Source organism: Streptococcus sanguinis (assembly GCF_020729725.1).
GTDB classification, from domain to species: domain Bacteria; phylum Bacillota; class Bacilli; order Lactobacillales; family Streptococcaceae; genus Streptococcus; species Streptococcus sanguinis_V.
Window position 1 is genome coordinate 890,830 of sequence record NZ_JAJEPA010000005.1, and the last position, 22,101, is coordinate 912,930.

Consider the following 22,101-nt stretch of genomic DNA (forward strand, 5'->3'; position numbering starts at 1 on the left):
TGAATTTGTAACTGAAATATTTTGTATTTTACGAAAGGAGAATAGTGATTTATGTTTTCAATATTAGGTGCAGTATTATTTGGAATTATAGCAATTATGACAGTTCTTGTTGCTTGCGGTCTGCCTTTGGGCGAATTTACAATGGGTGGACAACATAAAATCTTACCTAAGAAATTTAGACTTGCGGCAGTCATTTCGGTAGCTATTCAAATTTTTGCCGTGATCATTATTTTGCAATCCGGAGGTTTTATTCCCCTGTGGCTGTCTTTCAAGGTTACTAAATATATTTGTTTCTTCTTTGCCGCTTACCTATCCTTGAATACGATTATGAACATGATTTCAAAAAGTAAGAAAGAAAAATATGTTATGACTCCGATTTCACTTATAGCCGGAATATGTTTTTGGATAACAGCATTTCAGATGTAGCATGTGAAATGAGGATCATCTACAGTGCGTTAAATTGAGAATTTATCTAAAAGGAGTTGATTTATTAAATATGGATAAAAGCAGAAAATTTATAGCGGTAATTTTAGCATTGCTTGCGGCTATTTTTTATGCAATAAATACACCATTTTCTAAAGTGCTTTTAAATAAGATTCCACCGACATTGATGGCATCTTTTCTATATTTGGGAGCTGGAACAGGTGTAGGTATTATGTACTTGTTTCATAGGAAAGTCGAAGAAAAGTATGAAAAGTTAAATAAGGCAGATTTACCTTATACTGTTGGAATGATTGTCCTTGATATTGCGGCACCTATATCCCTTATGATTGGTATAAATATTGGTTCAGCCTCAAATGCTTCACTGCTAGGTAACTTTGAAATTGTAGCAACAACAATTATTGCTCTTTTGATATTTAAGGAGAAAGTAACATCAAAGTTGTGGATTGCTATTGGATTTATCACAATATCAAGTATAGTTCTTTCATTTGAAGGGGCTGAAAGTTTCAAGTTTTCATTAGGTTCATTGTTTGTTATACTGGCAACTTGCTGTTGGGGACTTGAAAATAACTGCACTAGAAAAATTTCAGATAAAAGTACTTATGAGATTGTTTTACTAAAAGGTTTTTTCTCTGGTAGCGGTGCATTTATAGTCGCCCTTATTTTGGGAGAAAGAATTCCTGAAATGAAATATATAATGGCTGCTTTGCTACTTGGATTTGTGGCATATGGGCTCAGTATTTTTATGTATATCAGAGCACAAAGAGATTTAGGTGCTACAAAAACTAGTGCATATTATGCTGTAGCTCCGTTTGTAGGAACTTTTTTAGCATTTATAGTAAATGGAGAAAAACTTACTTTGGTATATTTCATTGGTCTTGTTTTTATGATAATCGGCAGCGTAATTGTTGCATATGATACAATGGTTAAACGTCACAGTCATAGTCATTCTCACATAATTGTTCACACGCATGATGGGAAAACACATACTCATATTATCACGCATGAACATGAGCATAGTCATTTTATATTAGAGGAAAAGCATAATCATAATCATAAACATAAAGATTATATGAACAGCAAAGAACATAAATTGATACATGAAAAGAGATTGTAAATTTATAAAAGTGCTGTATTTGAAACATAACAAATTAAAGTTTCAAATAAAATAAAAATTAAAAATTAAAGCAAGATTAAAATAGTTCAAGAAATTAGAAATTTGTAGAGGTGAGAAAAATGTAATGGCAACCTATTCAACTTAAATCGAAATAATATAAAATTACGTGGAAATTATAAGATGAACAATTATATAAAATTAAATGAAGATAGATGGAATAATGTAAAAAATGACTATACTGAGCCATTGACACATGAAGAATTAGAAGAAGTTAAAAATAATCCAATTTCTGTTGCATTAACTGTTGGGAAAAAAGTTCCAACAGAATGGTTTGAAAAAGCCAACGGAAAAAGGATATTAGGTTTAGCTTGTGGTGGTGGACAGCAGGGACCCGTTTTTGCTGCAAAAGGTTATGATGTCACCATAATGGATTTTTCTAAATCACAATTAGAAAGAGATGAGTTGGTTGCTAAAAGAGAAGGATTAAAAATCAATACAATTCAAGGCGATATGACAAAATCATTTCCATTTGAAAATGAAACCTTTGATATTATTTTTAATCCAGTTTCAAATGTATATATAGAAGATTTAGAAAATATGTATAAAGAAGCCTCTCGAGTATTGAAAAAGGGAGGACTGTTAATGGTCGGATTTATGAACCCTTGGATATACATGTATGATGCTGACATTGTATGGGACAAGCCTGATGAGGAATTACTTTTAAAGTTTTCAATACCTTTTAATTCAAAAGAGCTTGAAGAGGAAGGCAAGATAATCATAAATCCAGAATATGGATATGAATTTAGCCATACCTTAGAAAGTCAGATTAGAGGACAACTTAAAAATGGTCTCGCTATGATAGATTTTTATGAATCGTGTGACAAAAGACATAGATTATCACGTTATGGAAATGACTATATAGCTACACTCTGCATTAAACCATAATATTATAGAACATGCTTCAGGAGAATAGCTCATTTTATTTTCCTTAAGGGTTAAAATCTAAATCTCAGTTTGTATAATTGAATATAACGATTTGAGAAACAGTAAATCACAAAGGTTTACTGCTTTTTTGCTTATTTTGAGAAGTCATAACCACCCGTGAAAACAGGTAACTTGTACACCGGCTATATGCAATTTCCCTCCAGCGACGTCTAAAGAAGTTCGCTGAACATTGCTCGGGGCAATGCTATGTTCGTTTGACTAATGCCCGTAAAAACAGGCTTTTATCTTATTCTAAAACTGCCATCTGAGAACGGTTTGACACTTAACTTATCAAAGACAAGGTCATTTTTTCCCAATCACGTATATTAGAAACTATCTTTTCATTTAGGCCAACGATATTCACATAGTCCCCTCTCCCCCAAAACTTTCGATTGTCATAATATAACCCCTCTTGTTTTTCAATCTGAACAGGAGGGGTTGTTTTGAATGGAAATGAATAAGACTTAGTTTTGTGTTATTAGCATTTTCATCACTTCATTTTAATCGTAATCAGCATACCTCCACCAAGCTATTGTTGCGATAAGACCTAGAATACTTACCCCAAATAAACTGACAATGCTCCCAAAATTCAATAGTGCTTTTCCTGCAATACCACTTGCGAGTGCAGGAATCGCCCATGGAATGTATTTCCCAAAGTTAAGAGCAGAACCAAGCTGAGAAAAAATAATAGTAAAAATGATAAATGCCAATGGAGACAAATATCCCCGGCCTAAACAAGCAAAAAAAGCCACTGGAGTAGAGAGTACGATCGTAAGAGTAGTACAAAAAACAAAAGTAAGTATACCTTTAAAAATCACCGCTAAGCTCCCACCCTCAAGTCCAATCAGATTGCCAGCTAATAATCCCAATAAAAGTGCAAAAACTGATAGAATATAGCTCCATAGAGCGATAACGATAAACTTGGATAATACGATCGTATCTCTTTTTATCGGGAGTGCTAATAGGTCTATCATCGTTTTATCAGAATATTCTCTACCAAAAATCCAAGATGCTGTAAATCCAAAAATGAGCAATCCCCCAACAGAAATGACTTGTGATACGGTCATTAAGTACGACGACCAGTCTGTTATCCTCATCATTTCCATTTTTGCAGAAATCAAACCAAGATTTTTGAAATTCTCTGGATATTTCATCATAGTTGCAAACAAGCCAACAATAAAAGGAACTAAACAGATAGAACAAGCAGTTACGATGGAAAGTTTTGATTTTATTAACTTTCTCCATTCAATTAAAATACAGGAACTAAGCTTTTTCATTCGAAATACCTCCACTATAGTCATTCAGTACTCTTAAAAAATAATGCTCTAAATCTTCTTTTTCAACAATCAGTGTTTTAGGTGGATAACCTGCATTAACTAGCAATGTAGCAATTTTTTCCGGATATTCCACAGATTTTCTATCAGTTAATTCCAAGAAATTGATATTATTTTCTTTGTCTGATTGAATGTTTGCCTGATAGCCATGGTTAGACAATACTTCTTTCATGGCCTTATTATTAGATCCACTTACTAGTAACTTCTTTTCTAAGTACTGTTCTAATTCATTGCTTTCAACTTCTCTTATAAGTCTGCCCTCATGTACAATAACTATCCTAGTAGCAATTTTAGATATTTCTTCCAGATTATGACTGGAAATAAGAACAGTTGTACCTAGATTATTTGCCAATTCCTTTAACAGCTCTCTCACTTCAAGAACTCCAAAAGGATCTAATCCATTTGTCGGCTCATCAAGAATTAGAATTTTGGGTTTATGAATAATCGCTTTTGCAATTCCTAAACGCGCAACATTTCCTAAAGAAAGATGCTTCTCCTGTTTATGTTCATATTGCTTTAGTTTTAATTTTTCAATTACCCAGTCAATATTATCTCTATTAACCCCTCTTAATTTACTAACGATTTCTAAATTTTCTCTCACCGTTAAATCCGGATAAGAATAAGGCGTCTCAATAATATAACCTATTTCGTTTCGAAGTTCTAAATTATTCAGATCTAACTTTTTTCCTTGAATATAGCATTCTCCTGATGTAGATTTTATCAATCCTAGCATCATTCTCATCGTCGTTGTTTTCCCTGCACCATTCAGTCCTAAAAACCCTACTATTTCACCAGGTTTTATCGATAGATTCAAGTTGTTGACAACATTTTTTGTTCCATATCTTTTAGAAAGCTTTGCGGTTCTAATTGCTTCTTTCACCATTACCTATCCTCCTTAGTAATTTGTTCCACAACTCCTTGTATGACTAACTTCAATGTAGTATCAAATTGTTCTTCACCGATTTCCTCGATGTGTAATATAGTCATAGCAATCGTTCTAAATAAAGCAGAGACGATTTCTACTGATACATTTTCTCTAATGTTGATTCGGGATACAATTTTTTTAACCATCCTATCATCTATCAGATGATGATTTGTTATCGCCTCTTTTGGCAATTTTCTTACGAGTAATTCCATTTCATGATTTTTAAATATAGTATACATAAATGAATAGCGAAAATCTTGATAAAAATCATAAAGTAACTCTACCAGACGATTTGTATCTATCTTGGTTTCCATATCTAATTGTTCTGTCAGGCGATTCATAACATCTATTTGATATTCTTCTAAGACCGTAAAAAATAACATTTCTTTTGAGGAATAAAAATTATAAAAAGAACCTTTGGAAATATCTACCATTGCTGCCATTTGGTCAACTGTGGTTTTCTTAACCCCATATCTTTGAAGGCATTCCTTTGCAACTTTATGTAATTTCTTTCTAATTACTTCCTTTTCTTCAGTAGTAAAAGCAGTAGCCATAACTTCCTCCTGAAAACTCTGTGACGTTTTTTGGTTTTACAGTCATAGCTTATCATATAAACTAAAAGATGTCAAAAGTCTTATATCTTCTTTGTAAGAAAATATAAGACTTTAAATTTACACACATCATAATTCTCTTCTTTTAGACCTATTTATTTGAGTGTCACAATTTAAAAAATAAGGATACAGTACTGAAAGCTCCTATTGTCTGGCTTTTCTCTCTGTATCCTTATTGTATCTCAAGTTCCTTCTCTCAATTTCTCAATCATGACCAAGAAAGGCGGATGGTTAATCTGATTGATGGTCTTGTAGAGGGCAACGGTGAAGTCCTGCTGGGGCAGCTGACTTACGAAGTCTAGGACCGCATCTTTTTCAACTTCGCCATCTTCATGCCCGTAGTAAATCATGATAGCTGCACGGCCGCCTTTCATTAAACCTCGGCATACCTTTTCCAAAGCTTCCAGTGTCGTATGGGGTCGGGTAATGACTGACTTGTCCGCTGAAGGCAGGTAGCCAAGATTAAAAATAGCGGCCTTGAAATGTTCCGTGTATTGGTCCATAGTCTCATGACCATCCAAGATTAGCTGAGTATTGTCCAAGCCTGCTTCTGCCAAGCGCTGGCGGGTCTTTTCCACAGCCTGCTCCTGAATGTCAAAGGCATAGACTTGCTTAGCCAACTGAGCTAGAAAGAGGGTATCATGCCCGTTGCCCATAGTAGCATCCACTACGACATCTTCCTTGGTCACGACTTCTGCCAAAAAGGCATGGGCCATCTGTAAGGGTCTTAACATACGAATCTCTGCTCCTTTGCTTTACAGCCTTGCTTGCTGCCACGACGACGCATTTCTGCCTCAATGGCATTGAGAACTTCCCATTTATTGAGGCTCCACATGGGGCCAATCAACATATCTCGCGGGGCATCGCCTGTGATACGGTGGATGACGATATGCTCGGGGATAATCTCCAGTTGGTCGCAGACGATGGAGACATACTCCTCCTGACTGAGCAGCTGCAGTCGCCCCTCATGATAATCCCGCTGCATGCGGGTATTAGTCATCAAGTGAAGCAAGTGAAGTTTAATTCCCTGAATGTCATTGTCCGTCACACAGCGACGGACATTCTCCAGCATCATCTCATGGGTTTCGCCCGGCAGACCATTGATCAAGTGAGAGACAATCTCCGCCTTGGGAGCCAGCCTACGAACTCGCTGGACCGTCTCCACATAGAGCTCATAAGAATGGGCACGGTTGATGAGGTCTGAGGTCTCCTCGTAGGTAGTCTGAAGCCCCAGCTCCACAGTCACATGCATACGCTCGGACAAGTCAGCCAAGTAGGCAATAGTCTCATCAGGCAAACAATCCGGCCGAGTTCCGATATTAAGTCCAACGACACCTGGCTCGTTAATGGCTTGCTCATACCGCTCACGAATCACTTCAAGCTTCTCATGAGTATTGGTGAAGTTCTGGAAATAGACCAGATACTTGCGAACATCCGGCCACTTGCGGTGCATAAAATCAATTTCCTTATAGAACTGCTCGCGAATGGGCGCATCCGGCGCCACAATGGCATCACCTGAACCCGAAACGGTACAAAAAGTACAGCCTCCATGCGCTACCGTACCATCCCGATTGGGACAGTCAAAGCCCGCATCAATAGGCACCTTAAAAGTTTTTTCACCAAAAAGTTTTCGATAATAATCATTCAAAGAATTGTAAGATTTCATACCTTTCATTCTACCACAAAAAATAGCTTAGAAACAAAAATTCCCTCTTTCACAAAGAAAGAAGGAAGTCACCGTTCCCATTGATAACGCTTGAGGTCCACACAGCCATTAGCCTTCAAGTCCACTCCCTCCGCCCAAAGCAAGTGCCTTTGGTCTTCCCAGCCAGGTGCGAGGCGCCCTGCTACATTGACCACCCGATGGCAAGGATGTACACCGCCATAAAGCTCAGACTGACTGAGAATCTTTCCCACCAAGCGGGCATTTTTTGGCCGACCAATCAAACGGGCAATCTGGCCATAGGTCGCTACGCGCCCAGAGGGAATGCTATCTACTACTACCAAAACAGCATTGATGATTTCTTGATTTAAATTGGACATTCTGACCTCCTAATCTTGTTTGCTCCTATCTTAAAGAAAGGGATTTTCTTTGTCAAGACAAAAAGGCCAGCAAAGCCAACCTCTCGCATCTATATTTATTTCTGCTTTCCCTTGAAACGCCACTGAAAACGCAGCTTGTCATAAAAGGGAAATTCGATATTGAGGATGGCAAAGCCCATCAAGGCTCCTCCGATAACATCTGTCGGATAGTGCACGCCCAGATAGACTCTAGATGCCATAACAGTGAAAATATAGACCAGGAGCAGGCCTTGTACCAAGCGCTTTATTTTTGGGTTTTGAATCCGTTGCTGAGCGATAATAATCAAGGTCCCAAGAACAATAGCTGTCGCCATGGAATGTCCGCTCGGGAAAGAATAACCGCCCTCTTCGACCAAATGCGAAAGACTCGGCCGGCTTCTGTGGTAAACGAGTTTAATCAGCTTAATCAAAATCCCATGTAAGACCAGATTTCCTGCTAGTAAAGCAGCTTCTAATTTCCATTTTTTATACAGGAAAAATAAGACAAGGGCAAAAACCCAGATGATAATACTCAATGGATCAATCACACTGGTTACAAGCTTAAAAAAAGTTGTCAAAGCTGTAGGTAAATCGCCCCGCAGCCAGGTCTGAATCGGGGTGTCAAAGCTGGTCAGTTGCTCAGGATAAAACTTGACCATGTAGCCTAGCATGACGAAAAGTAAAAGGGCAAAAGAGCCCTTTGTTAGATAAGATTGTTTATTTTTCATAGCGTTTTAGGACGGGCTGTAAGAGTTTGTAAATTAGCCAAAAGACGACAGCCCAAATCACTCCTTCTAATAGGTTAAAAGGGACAATCATAGTCAGCAGATACTTGGACAGGCCATATGTTTTATAAATATCAAAACCAGCAAACCTCGCATAGAGAGGCACAGCATAAATGACATTTAGAATGATCATAGTAATCGTTAGACCAAGTGTTGCTGCTAAGGAAGCCTTCACATAGCTAGATAAGCTCTTTCTTTTTTTCCACAAGAGGGAAAAAGCACAAACAAAGACAGCTACCGCTAGTATATTCATGGGTAGACCGATTAGAGTGCCTACGCCATTATTATTCAAAGCTAGCTTTAAGACAGAGCGAATCAAGAGCACTGCCAGAGAGCTTTTTAAATCCAAGACTACCAAAGCCAGTAAAATCGGAATAATTGAAAAATCCAACTTTAGAAACTCAGTTATCAAGGGAATCTCATAAAGCATGAGTAGAAATGATAGAGCAGATAAAACTGCTACAATCGCCAACTTACGAGTATTTGTCATCACAGGTTCCTCCAATTTATAAAAATTAGAGAAGCCGGAAAGGCCACTGAAAAAAGCTTGTCAGCTAATGATTATTTAGTATAAGGCTCAGCCCTTAAATAAAGATTAAACGGCAAGATTGCTTCACTGCCTCTCGTCTTCTCCCATCCAGACTATACTGTCGGTTGTGGAATCTCACCACATCAGCTTGCGCTCGCGGACTTGATTTGGCATTGAGAAAAAACATTTTCCAGCCAAAAGTTACCGCCGGTCGGGAATCTCACCCTGCCCTGAAGACATCATTATCATAACAAAAAAAGCCTGCCAGAGCAAGCAATTTGATTGATGTAATTAAAAATGTTTCAACAAGGCTCCTTTCATTTCTAATCCTCCGTTGAATAATCATTACACTTAACGCCTTCCTTCTTAGCAGTGAGGTTATTATATATTGTCACTGCAGAAAAAATACCAAGTAGAAGGAGGGAGGTGATGACCCATTTATTTTTTATCCATTTCATATTAACCTATTTTTTACCTATGGCTGAATGCTGATCCCACCAAGCTTCCATCTCTTGATAAGAGTTGATGGGGGTTTGCTCGCCTGTTTTAGGATCAGTGGCTATCACATCTATCTTGTCTTGACCGATCGGCGCAAACAAATGACGCATATCCTCAAAGACAGACTCTTTTGTGTTTTGCCCCTTTCGCAAATATACTTCAAATATTTTTTCTTCCTGTACTAATTTTACCATCTCTGGACATTCCTGATACAAATTGATATTAGCTGTCTTCGGAAATTTCTCCTTATCATTAAACCCAGAAAATGAGAGATGCCAATAGGATACATTTGCATGGTAAGGATCCATTGCTTCTCGAAGGTTTGTCGGACCAAACCCCATATCCATGTCTTCCATATAAGTCTTCGAGTCAAAACCTTGTGGAGCTTCCTGAAAGCGCTCTGTCTCTAAATCTAAAAAGAGGTAACGGCCATTTCGACTATCTGGTTCTTCTTTAAGAGAAACCAACACGGCCACATAATCTTTCCCATTATAGTATACAGAATCATAGCCCCAAGGTTGAAGCCTATGATCATATCTATATAGCTCCTTATAGAGATCAATCTTTCGTTTCTTAAAATCCTTCGTACGCAGGTCATGTAGAATCAGATACCAATAATCCCCCTCTAGCTGATGATTATTATTGGCAATACGTTCCTGTCTCCTACGCTTCTGAGATACCAGGTAGTTTTGAGTAGGACTTGCGCCAGTATCGCGACCTTCTTTGTCCAGACCAACAACATACTGTTGCTTATCACCGAATAATAATATCTTATCCACTTTGGTTGAATAATCATCATACTTCACTTCATCCTTTTTTGCAGTAAGATTGTTGTATATGATTATTGCAGAAAAAATAGAAATTAGAAGGAGGAAAGTGATGATCCATTTATTTTTTATCCATTTCATATCAACCTACTTTCTAGACTAATTTCCTGTAGCCTGAGCCGGTGAGACATTGCTCTTTACTTCAGCTTGTCAGCTTCATACTCATATACCAAATCTAAGCCAGCAAAATTCTGCTGGCGCAGGGCTTCATAGACAATCATACAGACTGTATTTGAAACGTTGAGGCTGCGGACATGCTGGTCGTTCATGGGAATACGCAGGGCCTTTTCTGGATGAGAGCGCATAAATTCCTCTGGTAGTCCCTTGTCCTCACGACCAAACATAAAATAGTGCGAGCTTTCTGCTGCAAAATTCTCCTCAGAATAGACCTTCTCCGCAAACTTAGAAATCAGATAAAGTCGGCCGTCCATCTGCTCCATAAAATCTTCTAAACTATCATAGTAGGTGATGTCCAGCTTATCCCAATAGTCCAGCCCCGCCCGCTTCATCTTGCGGTCATCAATGGGAAAACCCATGGGCTTGATGATGTGAAGCGGTGAATTAGTCGCAGCGCAAGTACGGGCGATATTGCCGGTATTTTGCGGAATCTGAGGCTCAAAAAGAACGATATGATTTTTCATAATAAGAATATTTTCCTAGTATTTTTCTTTAGATAAAAAAATAGCCACACTGCCCGGAGTCAAGCTCAGCAAACAGCGTGGTTAAGGCTTCATTAACTTACATCACAACAGGTTTGAGGTAAACCAATGAAGGTACTCATTTAGTATAACACTTTCAGCCTACAAGTCAATAAAAAAAGCTCAAAAAGTTGTAGTTTTTTTTAAATATCACAGGAAGATACCATTTTGGTAAAAAAATATTCGGAATTCTATAAATAAGCAAGCTATTCTGTATTTTATAGATGAAATTTAATTGAAAAAAGAGTATGATAGATACATACTTTGGAGGAATCTAAACTTATGAAAATTATTGTTGTCGGTGGCGGGAAGGTCGGAACGGCCCTCTGTCGCTCCTTAGTGGCTGAAAATCATGATGTTATCCTGATTGAGCAGGATGAGGCTGTTCTCAACCAGATTACCAAGCGCTATGACATTATCGGTATTTCTGGCAATGGAGCCAACTTCAAAATCTTAGAACAAGCGGATGTTAGTCACTGCGACATCTTCATCTCTATGACTGAGCATGATGAGGTCAACATGGTCTCAGCTGTTCTGGCCAAACGAATGGGCGCTAAGGAAACCGTCGTTCGGGTGCGTAATCCTGAATATTCCAACCCTTACTTTAAGGAGAAGAACATTCTAGGCTTCTCGCTGGTGGTCAATCCTGAGCTCCTAACTGCTCGCTATATTGCCAATATCATTGATTTCCCTAATGCCCTGTCAGTAGAGCACTTTGCCAATGGCCGGGTGGCACTGATGGAGTTCAAACTCAAGGAAGACAGCAATCTCTGCCAGATGAGTATTTCCCAGTTCCGCAAGAAATTTGGAAATATCATTGTTTGTGCCATTGAGAGAAAAGGGCACTTGGAAATTCCTGATGGAGACTTCACTTTGGATGCCGGCGACAAAATCTATGTCACAGGTAACCGCCTGGACATCGTTCAATTCCATAATATGGTACGACCTAGAGTGGTTAAGAGCCTGATGATTATCGGGGCAGGCAAGATTGCTTATTACCTGCTCAATATTCTCAAGAATAGTAAAATCGAGCTCAAAGTCATTGAATCTAACCATGAACGGGCAACCTTTTTCAGTCAGGAATTTCCTGATCTCTATGTTGTCCATGGAGATGGTACTGCCAAGGATATCCTACTGGAGGAACGCGCCAATAACTTTGATGCCATCGCTACCCTGACTGGTGTAGACGAAGAAAATATCATTACTTCTATGTTCCTTAATAATCTGGGTGTGCAGAAAAACATCACCAAGGTCAACCGGACTAGTTTGTTGGAAATCATTGATAACCAAGACTTTGCCAGCATCGTGACACCTAAAGGTATCGCCGTTGATACAGTTATGCACTTTATCCGCGGTCGCTACAATGCTCAGTTCTCTAACCTAGAAGCTCTGCACCATGTAGCCAACGGCCAAATCGAGACCCTGCAGTTCCAAATCAAGGAAGAAAACAAGATGACTGGTATTCCTCTGTCTCAGCTTCATCTGAAGAAAGATGTTCTGATTGCGGCCATTATCCGCCAAGGTAAAGCTATCTTTCCTACAGGCGATGACAATCTGCAAGTTGGAGATAAAATTGTCGTGACCACTCTGCTCCAAAATATCACGCAGATTTACGATCTGTTAGCGAGGTAGACCCATGAATAGATCTATGATTCGCTACCTGCTAGCAAAATTACTGCTGATTGAGGCGGCTCTGCTGATTGTACCCATTATCGTCGCTCTAATCTACGGTGAGCCTTTAAAAGTCTTTCTCTCTATCGGGGCGACCATGGCTATCCTGCTAGTTTTAGGTGGCATAGGCTCTTATTTCAAGCCCAAGGACCTGCATATCTACGCCAAGGAAGGTGTACTGATTGTAGCCCTTTGCTGGATTCTCTGGTCCTTCTTCGGAGCCCTGCCCTTTGTCTTCTCTGGTCAGATACCGGACATCATCGATGCCTTCTTTGAGGTCAGCTCCGGCTTTACAACCACGGGAGCGACTATTCTCAACGATGTCGGCGTTCTCTCTCATTCGCTTCTCTTCTGGCGTAGCTTTACCCACTTAATCGGAGGGATGGGAGTACTGGTCTTTGCCCTAGCTATTATGGACAATGCTAAAAATGGCCACTTGGAGGTCATGAAAGCGGAAGTTCCGGGACCAGTCTTTGGCAAGGTTGTATCCAAGCTCAAGAGTACGGCCCAGATCCTTTATATCATTTATCTGGCTCTCTTTGCAATTTTCGCCTTGCTTTATTTCCTGGCGGGTATGCCGCTCTTTGACAGCCTTGTGATTGCCATGGGAACAGCTGGTACAGGAGGATTCACCGTATACAATGACGGTATTGCTCACTACAACAGCTCACTGATTACTTATCTGGTCAGCTTTGGGGTCTTGGCTTTCGGTGTCAACTTCAACCTCTATTATTATCTGCTGATTCGCAAGTTTAAGGCCTGCTTTGGCGATGAGGAGCTTAGGGGCTATCTCTGGATTGTCTTTCTTTCCACTGCCTTGATTGCCTTTAATGTCTTCCATCTCTATCAAGGTTTTGCTAAGAGCGTGGAGATTTCCTTCTTCCAGGTCTCCAATATCATCACAACGACTGGATTCGGCTATGGTGATACGGTCAAGTGGCCGCTCTTTTCTCAGGTCATCCTGCTACTGCTCATGTGTATCGGGGGTTCGGCCGGATCAACCGCTGGGGGATTCAAGGTTATTCGGGGGATTATCATTTCCCGCATTGCCAAAAATCAAATCCTCTCTACCCTATCACCCAATCGGGTCCTAACCATGCATGTCAATGGTGCTGTCTTAGATAAGGATACTCAGCACAAGGTCCTCAAATATTTAGCAACCTATGTTTTGATCGTGCTGGCACTGGTTTTCATCGTCAGCCTGGATAATAACAATCTCATGACAGTTGTCAGTGGTGTTCTATCCTGCTTCAACAATATCGGTCCTATGATTGGGACGACGGATACCTTTTCTATCTTCAGTCCTTTTTCTAAGCTATTGCTATCCTTTGCCATGATTGGCGGACGTTTGGAAATCTACCCAATTCTCCTACTCTTCTTGCCTAAGACTTGGTCGAGAAGGTAGGAAATATTCGGAGAATATAGATATATATAAAAGTCACACTAGCTAAATAGCTAGTGTGACTTTTTTCTTGAATTATTTCTTCTCAGGCTGAAATAGTCTGGTACAGGATCTTCTCCTGGCTGAGACCAGGGATGACAGCGGAGAATTCGCGCCAAACCCATCAAAACTCCTTTAGCACCATGCTTCTGGATAGCCTCTATCATGTAGTTAGAGCAGGTGGGCCGAAAGCGGCAAGATGGAGGAAAAGCAGGCGATATGAAGCGCTGATAAAAACGGACAGGAGCAATGAGCAGTTTCTTTATCATTTCTTGGTCTTGGTTACAGCCAGTGTATGCAGCTGGCTGACTTCTTTCTTGCTGAGCTTGCGATATTCACCAGGCTTGAGGCCCGTCAGGTCCAAATGACCAAAGCGAGTCCGTGAAAGCTTATCCACTTGCAATCCAACCGCCTGGAACATCTTCTTGACCTGATGGTTACGGCCTTCGTGGATGGTCAGCTGAACGACCGAGCGATTTTTCGCCGGATCAACCTTGATAATCTCATAAACTGCTGGCTTGGTTTTGCGCCCCTCTATCTCAATACCTCGAGTCAGAGGACGAAGAACTTCTTTATTGGCCAATCCTTTGACACGCGCCACATAGACCTTGTCAATCTCATTGCGGGGATGAATCATCTCGTCGGTAAAGTCCCCGTCATTGGTCAGAATGAGAATGCCAGAAGTATCCCAGTCCAAACGACCAACCGGATAAATCCGCTCCTTGACCTGAGGCAAGAGCTCCACGACCGTCTTACGACCCTTGTCATCACTGACAGAGGAAATGACTCCGCGCGGCTTATTGAGGAGGTAATAAACCTTCTCTTCGTTGTAGATAGGTTGGCCTTCAACTTCCACACGGTCGCCAGACTTGACGTTTGTCGCCAGCTCTCGCACCACTTGGCCGTTTATACTGACCTTCCCCTGCCTAATTAGCTCTTCTGCTTTTCGACGGCTGGCTATCCCAGCATGAGCGATGTATTTATTGATTCTCATTGATATCTGTCCTTTCAATAAAGAGCTGGCTTTCTTCAGCAACTAGCTCCGTTTCTTCGACAATCGGCAGCTCATCTAAGTGATTGATCCCCATATAGTCTAAGAAATAATCCGTTGTCACATAGAGATTTGGCCGGCCAATGACTTCCTTTTTGCCATCCTCTCGAACCAGTTCAAAAGCCAAGAGCTTAGCCAAAGCACCGCTGGAATTAACCCCACGGATGTCATCTATTTCTACCCTTGTAATCGGCTGCTTATAGGCGATGATAGACAAGGTCTCCAGTGCAGCCCGCGACAAACTTTGATTGATTGGCGCCCTTGAATAGGCCCGCAGAATCTCAGCAAACTCTGGCTTTGTAACTAGCTTGTATGTCTTTGAAGTTTCCAGCAGGGTCAGGCTAGAGTCTGGATTGGCTTCATATTGCTCAGCCAACTTCTCCAAACTCTGAATAACCCCGGTCGGCGGCAAAGAAAGGATTTCTGCCAATTGATGAACCTTGAGTCCATCTTCTCCCGCCACAAAAAGCAGGGCTTCAATCTCTGCTAACTTACTCATTTCCTCTTCCTACTAAATAAATATTTCCAAAGTTTTCTTCCTGAATGACTTGCACTTCCTGCACCTTGACCAATTCCAATGTCGCCAGAAAGAGAGTAATAACTTCATTCATGTCCTTGGTCTCTGCGAAAATCTCCTGCAGAGCCAGACGGCTCTTACCAGCACAGCGCTGACGCACCACATCCATCATGTCCTCAATCTTATACTCGTCTCGCACAATGGTTGTATGGCTCTTAGAAAACTCCTCTTGCTTCTTGGCGATAACCTTGGAAAAAGCCAAGAAAAGATCAATCGTTGACTTGTCATGCAGGAGCTCAGCGTCTTCATAAACCAGCTCCAGCTTAGGCTTAGAATAATAAAGCGCTCGGTCATCATGCTGGAGCGACATTTTCTCACCCAAGAGCTTGAACCTGCGGTATTCCTCAATCTGGCTCAAGAGGTCTTGCTCCAAGTCATCTTCTAGCTCAGCATTATCCGCCACCTTAGGCAAAAGCTTGCGGCTCTTAATCAGCATAAGCTGGCTGGCCATGACCATGTACTCGCCCGTCACTTCCAGCTTCATGGCCTGCAAAGTAGCCACATAAGCCAGATACTGCTCGATAACCTCCGTAATGGGCACATCATAAATATCCACCTGGTACTTAGATACGAGGTGGAGCAGCAGGTCCAACGGGCCTTCAAAATCTTTTAGTTTGATATCCATTTTTATCTGTATTTTTCTAATGTAATCATGGTTTTCAAGCCCAAATCCTGGGCAATATCATAGAGGCCAATCCCCTTCTCCCGCTGGCGCAAAATAAACTGCTCACGCAGGCTTTGGGCAGATAGACTGGCTTGTCCCTGCTCAATCAAGAAGGCCTCTAGCTGACGGAAACCCCACTGACGAGAATAGGATTTGCCGTTTTTCTCAAATAAATACGTCCCCGTCAGATAGTCTTCTAACTCACCCGTCAAGCTCTCAGGAATCTTGATGACCCGTTTCTGACCGGCCTTTTCAATCTTCAAAACCTGAAAGTCCAGATTGACATCTGCCACTCTGACCTGCAGAATCTCGCTAGGCAGCAAGCCCATTTCCAAAATAAGAAGAGCCATCAGCCGCCCCCTGGGAACGCTTGATTCCTGCCAAAAAGCAGACAGGTCTAATAGTTCGTTTTCCTGCTCCTTCGATATGGAGACCTTGGGCAGGACCAAGCGGTGAAACTCCTCAATAAGCTGCTGCTGATAAAGGAAGTAGAGAAATTGATTGACTGCTGAGAGCTTCCGCTTCTGAACAGCTGCCTTAAAATCCTTGATAGAGGCCTGATAAATCCGCAGATTGGTCTCGGTAATCCGGCCGTGTACTTCCTCGATAAACTGCTCCAAATCATAAGAATAGGCAATTTTAGAATTTTCTGAGATGTTTTTTTGATTTAAAAACGGTCTAATGTATTCTTTCATTTTTTGCGAATTTCGTACTGCTTGCTAAAGCCGTGCAACAAAGAATTGACAGCTTTCAAAATGGACTTTCTAGTAATAATTCCGTAAAAATGCTGATCCTCGCCCACAACCGGCAGAAACGACTCGTCGACCAGCTTATGAAGCACATCTGATACAGTATAATCTGGCCCAACTGTCAAGTCGTCCATTTTAGTCATGTGGACGATGTCTGTCATCATGAATTCCTCTTCTGGCAAATCATGGCGCATGCGATAAGACATGATGTCTGTCAAGGAAATCGTACCAACAAACTTTTTATCTGCCGTCACGACTGGTACACGTGAGTATGTCATCTGACTCAGCAATAGGATAGCATGATCCACATTATGGGTGTCAATCATAACCGCCAAATTTTCCCCAGGCGTCAAAAAAGTTTCTTCATGTTCCAGCAGATAGTCTTCAAATTCCTTAGCAATCATCGGCTAAACTCCTTGGACAAGCTTGGATAAAGTTCATGATTTCGTGTATAGAAATCAACTTTAAAGCGATCCTTGTCAATCTCTACCTTAGCGTAGAGACGTTCGTTAATCAGGCCGCGTGGCTGGCTGATGGATCCCGGATTCAGAAAGAGCGTTTTGCCTTCCATTCGAGCATCTGGGATATGCAGGTGGCCGTAAAGGCAGATATCTGCATTAACCTCTTGCGCCCATAAATCCAGCTTTTGAAAAGAAAAGTTGATATGGAAGAGATGTCCGTGGGTCTGGGCAATAATGGTCCCCGCCAAATCCGTCACCAAGCGTTCTGGATAGCCGTCATAAAAGTCCATATTCCCTGCAACAACCTGAATCCCTTGCCATACCTCATCATCAGAAGGAAGCTCAGAGTCTCCGTTATGGAAAATCGCATCTACCTTTCCAATATAATGATTCCTAATTTCTTCTACAATAGCACGGTCGCCATGAGAATCACTCATGACTATAATGGTTTGCTTTGCCATGCTGGAAATACCTCCACTAATTTCTTAACTGCCTGAGCCCGATGGGATTGCGCATTTTTTTCTTCCATCGTTAGCTCGGCAGACGTTTTTCCTGTTTCTCCCACTAAGAACAAAGGATCATAGCCAAAGCCATTTTCCCCTTTTGGCTCATGGGCAATGTAGCCCGGCCAATCCGCTTCGACTACCAAAGACTCCCTGTCAGGACTGGCCACCACTAAGGTCGTATGAAAATGGGCTGAGCGGTCCTTGACATCAAAAACCATAGCCAACTCATGCAGGAGCTTGATGTTGTTTTCATCATCTGTCGCGCCTACTCCAGCGAAGCGAGCCGACCAGACGCCAGGCAAGCCGCCTAAAACATCGACCTGCAGACCTGAGTCGTCAGCTAGCACCATTTTACCGGTCAGTTTACTGATGGTCTCTGCCTTGAGCCGCGCATTTTCCTCAAAGGTGGTTCCCGTTTCTTCCACTTCTGGCAAATCAGGATAATCATTGAGATTTTCAACCTTATAGCCCAGCTTATCAAAGAGTTTGCGAAACTCTGCTGTCTTACCTTCGTTGCGAGTCGCAATCAAGATGGTATCTCCGACAGCCATCTCGGTCTCCCGCCCCTGACCAAAAAAGTCGGTCATCTTAACTCCATCCTTAGACAGGAAGAAGACCTTGCGCAGCAAGTCCTTTTCTGTAATCAGAATAGCCCCCTTATGACTGGTCGCCTTAAAATCCCGCTTCTGGCGGTCGTTAATCATATTGAGGACAAACTGGATATAGGACATGGGCGAGCCGTATTTGACCACAACTGTGGTAAAAGCGTTGTACTCTTCATCCAAATCTCGCTCAATCAGCTCGCTCAACTCTGCATCAATATGCTCCAAGAGCCTGTATGGGATGTCGTTGAAATGATAGCCAGCCTTGCGAAAGCGAGTCCATTCTCCGATATACCAATTGTTCTCGTCAATGTATTCATAAATTTTATTTGTCATAAGCTTACATGCTCCACATTCACTTTCAGGCCCAGCCAGCTTTCTGCAATCTCCGAAAAGCTTTTGGCATTGGCAGTTGTGTAAAATTGGTGATTGAGCTCCTGTTTTTCCCGACTGCGGTTGATTTCAAAGTAATTGAGCAGGACAGAAATATCCCGTACGCACTCTGCCCCGCTGTCAATCAGCTTCACATCCGGTCCCATCCTATTTTGAATGATAGGCCGGAGCAAGGGATAGTGGGTACAGCCCAAGACCAGGGTATCTACCCGACCAGCCAAAGGCTGCAGGGTTTCATAGACCACTTTTTTTGTAAGGCTGGAATGAAGTTCATTGGACTCTACCAAAGGTACAAACTTAGGGCAGGCCAAACTTTCCACCTTCATCTCCGGCGAGAGCGCTTCAATCTTCTGACGATAGATATCAGAAGAAACAGTCATTGGCGTTCCAATAACACCGATGCGGCCGCTGGCAGTTGACTTAATAGCCGCGCTAGCCCCCGGCAGAATCACGCCCAGTACTGGAATATCCAGCTTTTCCTTCACTTCTTCCCAGACAACAGCAGTCGCTGTATTGCAGGCAATGACAATCATCTTAACATCCTTGGTCAGGAGGAAGTTGACCAATTGCCAGGTATAAGCGCGAATCTGCTCAGCAGGCCTTGGACCGTAAGGAGCCCGCGCCGAATCTCCAATATAAATGACCTCTTCGTGGGGGAGCTGCCGCATGAGCTCACGGACTACAGTCAAACCGCCCACTCCTGAGTCTAAAAAACCGATTGGTCGATTATCCATAAGGTCTTCTTTCTAAAACAAGGGACTGGAAGCCGATTCCAAATCCCCATTTTTTTATAGATTTTCTCTACTGGTATTAAAAGCCAGCCTCTAGAAAATTATTTTTTCTTTTTGTTCTTAGCAAGCGCCGCTTTCTGCTGGCTGATAATTTGACGGTAGACTTGCTGCACTTTCGCTTCATTTGGCCGTTGACCGCTAGCGCTAAGCAAGGTCCGAACTGCTTCTACATTCAAACGCGGATTTTCTGCAAATTCCTTCTCCACCTGCCGACGAAGCAGATACATACCCAAGATCACGCCTCCAGCAAATGCTGCCATAATCAAGAAAATTGCTAAAACTAAATTCATATCAAGAACTCCTCTATTTCCATTTTTACATTGCTCTTCATTATATCAAATTTTCTCTATTTTTCAAAATCAAAGCCATACAGTGTCGCAAAATAATCTTCTGGTTTTTCAGCCCGACGAATCATGCGAACATTGCCCTCTTGCTCCAAGAGAATTTCGCTGGAGCGGAGCTTGGCATTGTACTGATAACCCATAGAGAAACCATGGGCACCCGTATCGTGAATCACCAGTGTATCACCGATTTGACTGACGGGCAGCGGGCGATTAATGGCGAATTTGTCGTTATTCTCGCAGAGGCTGCCGACAACATCCACAATTTCTGTCTCACTCTCAGGTCGATCCATATTAGTAATGTGGTGGTAAGAACCGTACATGGCAGGACGCAACAGATTGACCGCAGAGGCGTCCACCCCCAGATAGGTTCGGTAGGTTTGTTTCTTATGGGTAACCTTGGTGACCAGCAAGCCAAAAGGCGCTAACATAAAGCGACCTAACTCCGTATAAATCTTGACCTGTCCTAGGCCAGCTGGAGTTAGAATAGCTTCATAGGCCTGACGAACTCCTTGGCCAATGACCGCAATGTCATTTTCCTCGCCATCAGGTTGATAATTAATGCCGACACCGCCAGATAGATTGATAAAGTCCAGCTCAACTCCTGTCTCAGCCACTACTTCTACAGCCAGCTCAAAAAGCTGACGGGCCAGTTCAGGATAGTAGTCATTGCTGACAGTATTTGAGGCCAAGAGAGCATGAATGCCAAACTTCTCAGCTCCCAACTCCTTGAGCTCTTTGAAAGCCTGAATCAGCTGGTCCTTGGTCATACCAAACTTGGCTTCTTCTGGATTATCCATAATGCTGGTTCCCAGCTCAAAGACACCGCCAGGGTTGTAACGGCAGGAAATGACCTTGGGAATACCAGCGGCTTCCTTTAGAAAAGCTACATCTTCATAAGCATCCAGATTGATAGTCGCTCCTAGGTCACGCGCAAACTGAAATTCCTCAGCCGGTGTGTTATTGGACGAAAACATGATATCCTGTCCAGCAAAGCCCAGCTTTTGGCTCATGAGCAGTTCGACATAGCTAGCACAATCCACCCCGCAGCCTTCTTCTTTGAGGATTTTTAAAATAGCAGGATTGGGAGTGGCCTTGACGGCAAAATACTCTTTAAAACCTGGATTCCAAGAAAAGGCCTCATGCAGGGCACGCGCTCTTTCCCGAATTCCCTTCTCATCATAAAGATGAAAAGGTGTTGGAAACTGCGCCGTAATCTCAGCTAGCTTTTCACGACTGACAAAAGGAGTCTTCATACTATTCTCGCTTTCTATTTGCTGGCTTTATTATACCATAAATCCATAGGAGAAACAAAAAGCACTGGGCAAGCGCCCAATGCTTTAGTCTTATTTAGCCTAATTATTTGTTTCTTCCAAAAATACGCAACAAGCTGAGGAAGAGATTAATGAAGTCCAGGTACAGATGCAGAGCCAGCGAAATTGCCCAGCCATTCCCTGGATTGCCATTGGTCTGCTCATATACATAGCGGATTTTCTGATTGTCCCAAGCGATGAGCCCTGAGAAAATAAGGACACCAACGATACTGACAATAAAGTCCAAGCCACTGCTTCTCAAGAAGATATTAAGGAAGCTAGCAGCGATAATACCAATCAAACCGGCCATACAAGCTCTGCCCATTCCAGAAAGATCCTTCTTGGTCACCTTGCCGATGAAGCCCATAGCAAAGAACATAACGGTTGTTGTCAGAAAGGCTAAGAGAACCTCTGACTGAAGATACAGCGCCATGATAATACTTAAGGTAAAACCATTGATGGCTGAATATGCTAAAAACATAGGCAACGCCGCTGGGCTATTGCTCCGAGCAGTTCCAGATGCTACCAACACAAGGATAAACTCAACTGCAATAGCTGCATAATAGATCCAGACAGATCTTGTCAAAATAGTATAAATAGCATCTTGAAAGACAAATAGCATCAAGAGGGACACGATTGCTGAGATTCCGATACCGACACCAACGATAGAATAAATCTTAGCATAGAAAGAATTAATATCTGATTGATCTTGAATAATAGAATGATTCATA

At 41.8% G+C, this 22,101-nt stretch carries 27 protein-coding genes and 1 riboswitch; of the genes, 5 read left to right on the forward strand and 22 right to left on the reverse strand.

What is annotated here, in order from left to right; genetic code table 11:
- Positions 1-51: 51 nt before the first annotated feature.
- The 3 genes from K4I03_RS04385 (at position 52) to K4I03_RS04395 (ending at position 2,503) form a co-directional block, all read left to right on the forward strand.
- Positions 52-426: a hypothetical protein gene (locus K4I03_RS04385; RefSeq protein WP_002909121.1), complete on the forward strand. Its 375-nt coding sequence runs from the start codon at positions 52-54 to the stop codon at positions 424-426.
- 70 nt (positions 427-496) lie between these two features.
- Positions 497-1,558, forward strand: a complete 1,062-nt coding sequence (locus tag K4I03_RS04390; protein ID WP_002909120.1) for a DMT family transporter — start codon at positions 497-499, stop codon at positions 1,556-1,558.
- Between the two features lie 180 nt (positions 1,559-1,738).
- Entirely contained in the window at positions 1,739-2,503 is a 765-nt protein-coding gene (locus K4I03_RS04395; protein ID WP_002909119.1) for a class I SAM-dependent methyltransferase, read from the forward strand.
- Between the two features lie 539 nt (positions 2,504-3,042).
- Here the strand turns inward: K4I03_RS04395 and K4I03_RS04400 are convergent.
- From K4I03_RS04400 to K4I03_RS04445, 10 genes are all read right to left on the reverse strand, one after another.
- Complete coding sequence (locus K4I03_RS04400) at positions 3,043-3,819, reverse strand: ABC transporter permease (RefSeq protein ID WP_125347158.1); 777 nt, start codon at positions 3,817-3,819, stop codon at positions 3,043-3,045.
- A complete protein-coding gene (locus K4I03_RS04405; protein WP_227963854.1) occupies positions 3,806-4,759 on the reverse strand; it encodes an ABC transporter ATP-binding protein in 954 nt (317 codons plus the stop codon). Before K4I03_RS04405 ends, K4I03_RS04400 begins: the two co-directional genes overlap by 14 nt.
- Positions 4,759-5,355 carry a TetR/AcrR family transcriptional regulator gene (locus K4I03_RS04410; RefSeq protein WP_048772992.1) on the reverse strand — a complete coding sequence of 199 codons (597 nt, stop codon included), beginning with the start codon at positions 5,353-5,355 and terminating at the stop codon, positions 4,759-4,761. Before K4I03_RS04410 ends, K4I03_RS04405 begins: the two co-directional genes overlap by 1 nt.
- Before the next feature lie 239 nt (positions 5,356-5,594).
- Positions 5,595-6,146 (reverse strand): tRNA (mnm(5)s(2)U34)-methyltransferase, encoded by a 552-nt coding sequence (locus K4I03_RS04415; RefSeq protein WP_227963855.1) that lies wholly within the window; start codon positions 6,144-6,146, stop codon positions 5,595-5,597.
- The gene (locus K4I03_RS04420) at positions 6,140-7,087 is read right to left on the reverse strand and encodes a TIGR01212 family radical SAM protein (RefSeq protein WP_075202670.1); all 948 of its coding nucleotides are present in this window, start codon (positions 7,085-7,087) and stop codon (positions 6,140-6,142) included. The genes K4I03_RS04415 and K4I03_RS04420 overlap by 7 nt, the downstream gene beginning before the upstream one ends.
- Positions 7,088-7,146: 59 nt before the next feature.
- A complete protein-coding gene (locus tag K4I03_RS04425) occupies positions 7,147-7,455 on the reverse strand; it encodes an MGMT family protein (protein WP_227963856.1) in 309 nt (102 codons plus the stop codon).
- Positions 7,456-7,550: 95 nt separating this feature from the next.
- Positions 7,551-8,201, reverse strand: a complete 651-nt coding sequence (locus K4I03_RS04430; protein ID WP_227963857.1) for a phosphatase PAP2 family protein — start codon at positions 8,199-8,201, stop codon at positions 7,551-7,553.
- A complete protein-coding gene (locus K4I03_RS04435) occupies positions 8,191-8,748 on the reverse strand; it encodes an ECF transporter S component (RefSeq protein WP_227963892.1) in 558 nt (185 codons plus the stop codon). Before K4I03_RS04435 ends, K4I03_RS04430 begins: the two co-directional genes overlap by 11 nt.
- Before the next feature lie 131 nt (positions 8,749-8,879).
- Positions 8,880-9,029: riboswitch (FMN riboswitch) on the reverse strand.
- Between the two features lie 222 nt (positions 9,030-9,251).
- On the reverse strand, positions 9,252-10,193 hold the full coding sequence (locus tag K4I03_RS04440) for a hypothetical protein (protein WP_227963858.1): 942 nt from the start codon (positions 10,191-10,193) through the stop codon (positions 9,252-9,254).
- A gap of 56 nt (positions 10,194-10,249) precedes the next feature.
- A complete protein-coding gene (locus K4I03_RS04445; protein ID WP_227963859.1) occupies positions 10,250-10,753 on the reverse strand; it encodes a tRNA (cytidine(34)-2'-O)-methyltransferase in 504 nt (167 codons plus the stop codon).
- A 339-nt stretch (positions 10,754-11,092) separates the two neighbouring features.
- Between K4I03_RS04445 and trkA the strand changes: the two genes are divergently transcribed.
- Both trkA and K4I03_RS04455 read left to right on the forward strand, forming a co-directional pair.
- Positions 11,093-12,442, forward strand: coding sequence for a Trk system potassium transporter TrkA (gene trkA / locus K4I03_RS04450; RefSeq protein ID WP_002913133.1), 1,350 nt, complete (start codon positions 11,093-11,095; stop codon positions 12,440-12,442).
- A 4-nt stretch (positions 12,443-12,446) separates the two neighbouring features.
- Positions 12,447-13,886: a TrkH family potassium uptake protein gene (locus tag K4I03_RS04455; RefSeq protein ID WP_002913134.1), complete on the forward strand. Its 1,440-nt coding sequence runs from the start codon at positions 12,447-12,449 to the stop codon at positions 13,884-13,886.
- Between the two features lie 50 nt (positions 13,887-13,936).
- Here the strand turns inward: K4I03_RS04455 and yidD are convergent, their stop codons facing one another.
- From yidD to K4I03_RS04515, 12 genes are all read right to left on the reverse strand, one after another.
- A complete protein-coding gene (gene yidD, locus K4I03_RS04460; protein ID WP_083842612.1) occupies positions 13,937-14,191 on the reverse strand; it encodes a membrane protein insertion efficiency factor YidD in 255 nt (84 codons plus the stop codon).
- On the reverse strand, positions 14,188-14,916 hold the full coding sequence (locus K4I03_RS04465) for a pseudouridine synthase (protein ID WP_002909097.1): 729 nt from the start codon (positions 14,914-14,916) through the stop codon (positions 14,188-14,190). The genes yidD and K4I03_RS04465 overlap by 4 nt, the downstream gene beginning before the upstream one ends.
- Positions 14,903-15,472 carry an SMC-Scp complex subunit ScpB gene (gene scpB / locus K4I03_RS04470; protein WP_002909096.1) on the reverse strand — a complete coding sequence of 190 codons (570 nt, stop codon included), beginning with the start codon at positions 15,470-15,472 and terminating at the stop codon, positions 14,903-14,905. The genes K4I03_RS04465 and scpB overlap by 14 nt, the downstream gene beginning before the upstream one ends.
- Positions 15,465-16,175, reverse strand: a complete 711-nt coding sequence (locus K4I03_RS04475; RefSeq protein WP_002905143.1) for a segregation/condensation protein A — start codon at positions 16,173-16,175, stop codon at positions 15,465-15,467. The genes scpB and K4I03_RS04475 overlap by 8 nt, the downstream gene beginning before the upstream one ends.
- A gap of 2 nt (positions 16,176-16,177) precedes the next feature.
- Positions 16,178-16,909 (reverse strand): site-specific tyrosine recombinase XerD, encoded by a 732-nt coding sequence (gene xerD / locus K4I03_RS04480; RefSeq protein WP_002894607.1) that lies wholly within the window; start codon positions 16,907-16,909, stop codon positions 16,178-16,180.
- Complete coding sequence (cbpB, locus tag K4I03_RS04485) at positions 16,906-17,367, reverse strand: cyclic-di-AMP-binding protein CbpB (protein WP_002905145.1); 462 nt, start codon at positions 17,365-17,367, stop codon at positions 16,906-16,908. The genes xerD and cbpB overlap by 4 nt, the downstream gene beginning before the upstream one ends.
- Positions 17,364-17,885 (reverse strand): metallophosphoesterase, encoded by a 522-nt coding sequence (locus K4I03_RS04490; protein WP_002894605.1) that lies wholly within the window; start codon positions 17,883-17,885, stop codon positions 17,364-17,366. Before K4I03_RS04490 ends, cbpB begins: the two co-directional genes overlap by 4 nt.
- Complete coding sequence (locus tag K4I03_RS04495) at positions 17,864-18,868, reverse strand: nucleoside-triphosphate diphosphatase (protein ID WP_227963860.1); 1,005 nt, start codon at positions 18,866-18,868, stop codon at positions 17,864-17,866. The genes K4I03_RS04490 and K4I03_RS04495 overlap by 22 nt, the downstream gene beginning before the upstream one ends.
- Positions 18,865-19,659 (reverse strand): glutamate racemase, encoded by a 795-nt coding sequence (gene racE / locus K4I03_RS04500; RefSeq protein WP_049548003.1) that lies wholly within the window; start codon positions 19,657-19,659, stop codon positions 18,865-18,867. The genes K4I03_RS04495 and racE overlap by 4 nt, the downstream gene beginning before the upstream one ends.
- 98 nt (positions 19,660-19,757) lie before the next feature.
- Positions 19,758-20,006, reverse strand: a complete 249-nt coding sequence (locus tag K4I03_RS04505) for a YneF family protein (RefSeq protein ID WP_072074436.1) — start codon at positions 20,004-20,006, stop codon at positions 19,758-19,760.
- Positions 20,007-20,062: 56 nt separating this feature from the next.
- Positions 20,063-21,313, reverse strand: a complete 1,251-nt coding sequence (locus K4I03_RS04510; protein WP_227963861.1) for a diaminopimelate decarboxylase — start codon at positions 21,311-21,313, stop codon at positions 20,063-20,065.
- Positions 21,314-21,416: 103 nt separating this feature from the next.
- Positions 21,417-22,100, reverse strand: coding sequence for a Bax inhibitor-1/YccA family protein (locus tag K4I03_RS04515; protein WP_227963862.1), 684 nt, complete (start codon positions 22,098-22,100; stop codon positions 21,417-21,419).
- Position 22,101: the final 1 nt, after the last annotated feature.

Coding starts and splice junctions, on each gene's coding strand:
- K4I03_RS04385 (WP_002909121.1), top strand. CDS start 52: ATGTTTTCAATATTAGGTGCAGTATTATTTGGAATTATAGCAATTATG.
- K4I03_RS04390 (WP_002909120.1), top strand. CDS start 497: ATGGATAAAAGCAGAAAATTTATAGCGGTAATTTTAGCATTGCTTGCG.
- K4I03_RS04395 (WP_002909119.1), top strand. CDS start 1,739: ATGAACAATTATATAAAATTAAATGAAGATAGATGGAATAATGTAAAA.
- K4I03_RS04400 (WP_125347158.1), bottom strand. CDS start 3,819: ATGAAAAAGCTTAGTTCCTGTATTTTAATTGAATGGAGAAAGTTAATA.
- K4I03_RS04405 (WP_227963854.1), bottom strand. CDS start 4,759: ATGGTGAAAGAAGCAATTAGAACCGCAAAGCTTTCTAAAAGATATGGA.
- K4I03_RS04410 (WP_048772992.1), bottom strand. CDS start 5,355: ATGGCTACTGCTTTTACTACTGAAGAAAAGGAAGTAATTAGAAAGAAA.
- K4I03_RS04415 (WP_227963855.1), bottom strand. CDS start 6,146: ATGTTAAGACCCTTACAGATGGCCCATGCCTTTTTGGCAGAAGTCGTG.
- K4I03_RS04420 (WP_075202670.1), bottom strand. CDS start 7,087: ATGAAAGGTATGAAATCTTACAATTCTTTGAATGATTATTATCGAAAA.
- K4I03_RS04425 (WP_227963856.1), bottom strand. CDS start 7,455: ATGTCCAATTTAAATCAAGAAATCATCAATGCTGTTTTGGTAGTAGTA.
- K4I03_RS04430 (WP_227963857.1), bottom strand. CDS start 8,201: ATGAAAAATAAACAATCTTATCTAACAAAGGGCTCTTTTGCCCTTTTA.
- K4I03_RS04435 (WP_227963892.1), bottom strand. CDS start 8,748: ATGACAAATACTCGTAAGTTGGCGATTGTAGCAGTTTTATCTGCTCTA.
- K4I03_RS04440 (WP_227963858.1), bottom strand. CDS start 10,193: ATGAAATGGATAAAAAATAAATGGATCATCACTTTCCTCCTTCTAATT.
- K4I03_RS04445 (WP_227963859.1), bottom strand. CDS start 10,753: ATGAAAAATCATATCGTTCTTTTTGAGCCTCAGATTCCGCAAAATACC.
- trkA (WP_002913133.1), top strand. CDS start 11,093: ATGAAAATTATTGTTGTCGGTGGCGGGAAGGTCGGAACGGCCCTCTGT.
- K4I03_RS04455 (WP_002913134.1), top strand. CDS start 12,447: ATGAATAGATCTATGATTCGCTACCTGCTAGCAAAATTACTGCTGATT.
- yidD (WP_083842612.1), bottom strand. CDS start 14,191: ATGATAAAGAAACTGCTCATTGCTCCTGTCCGTTTTTATCAGCGCTTC.
- K4I03_RS04465 (WP_002909097.1), bottom strand. CDS start 14,916: ATGAGAATCAATAAATACATCGCTCATGCTGGGATAGCCAGCCGTCGA.
- scpB (WP_002909096.1), bottom strand. CDS start 15,472: ATGAGTAAGTTAGCAGAGATTGAAGCCCTGCTTTTTGTGGCGGGAGAA.
- K4I03_RS04475 (WP_002905143.1), bottom strand. CDS start 16,175: ATGGATATCAAACTAAAAGATTTTGAAGGCCCGTTGGACCTGCTGCTC.
- xerD (WP_002894607.1), bottom strand. CDS start 16,909: ATGAAAGAATACATTAGACCGTTTTTAAATCAAAAAAACATCTCAGAA.
- cbpB (WP_002905145.1), bottom strand. CDS start 17,367: ATGATTGCTAAGGAATTTGAAGACTATCTGCTGGAACATGAAGAAACT.
- K4I03_RS04490 (WP_002894605.1), bottom strand. CDS start 17,885: ATGGCAAAGCAAACCATTATAGTCATGAGTGATTCTCATGGCGACCGT.
- K4I03_RS04495 (WP_227963860.1), bottom strand. CDS start 18,868: ATGACAAATAAAATTTATGAATACATTGACGAGAACAATTGGTATATC.
- racE (WP_049548003.1), bottom strand. CDS start 19,659: ATGGATAATCGACCAATCGGTTTTTTAGACTCAGGAGTGGGCGGTTTG.
- K4I03_RS04505 (WP_072074436.1), bottom strand. CDS start 20,006: ATGAATTTAGTTTTAGCAATTTTCTTGATTATGGCAGCATTTGCTGGA.
- K4I03_RS04510 (WP_227963861.1), bottom strand. CDS start 21,313: ATGAAGACTCCTTTTGTCAGTCGTGAAAAGCTAGCTGAGATTACGGCG.
- K4I03_RS04515 (WP_227963862.1), bottom strand. CDS start 22,100: ATGAATCATTCTATTATTCAAGATCAATCAGATATTAATTCTTTCTAT.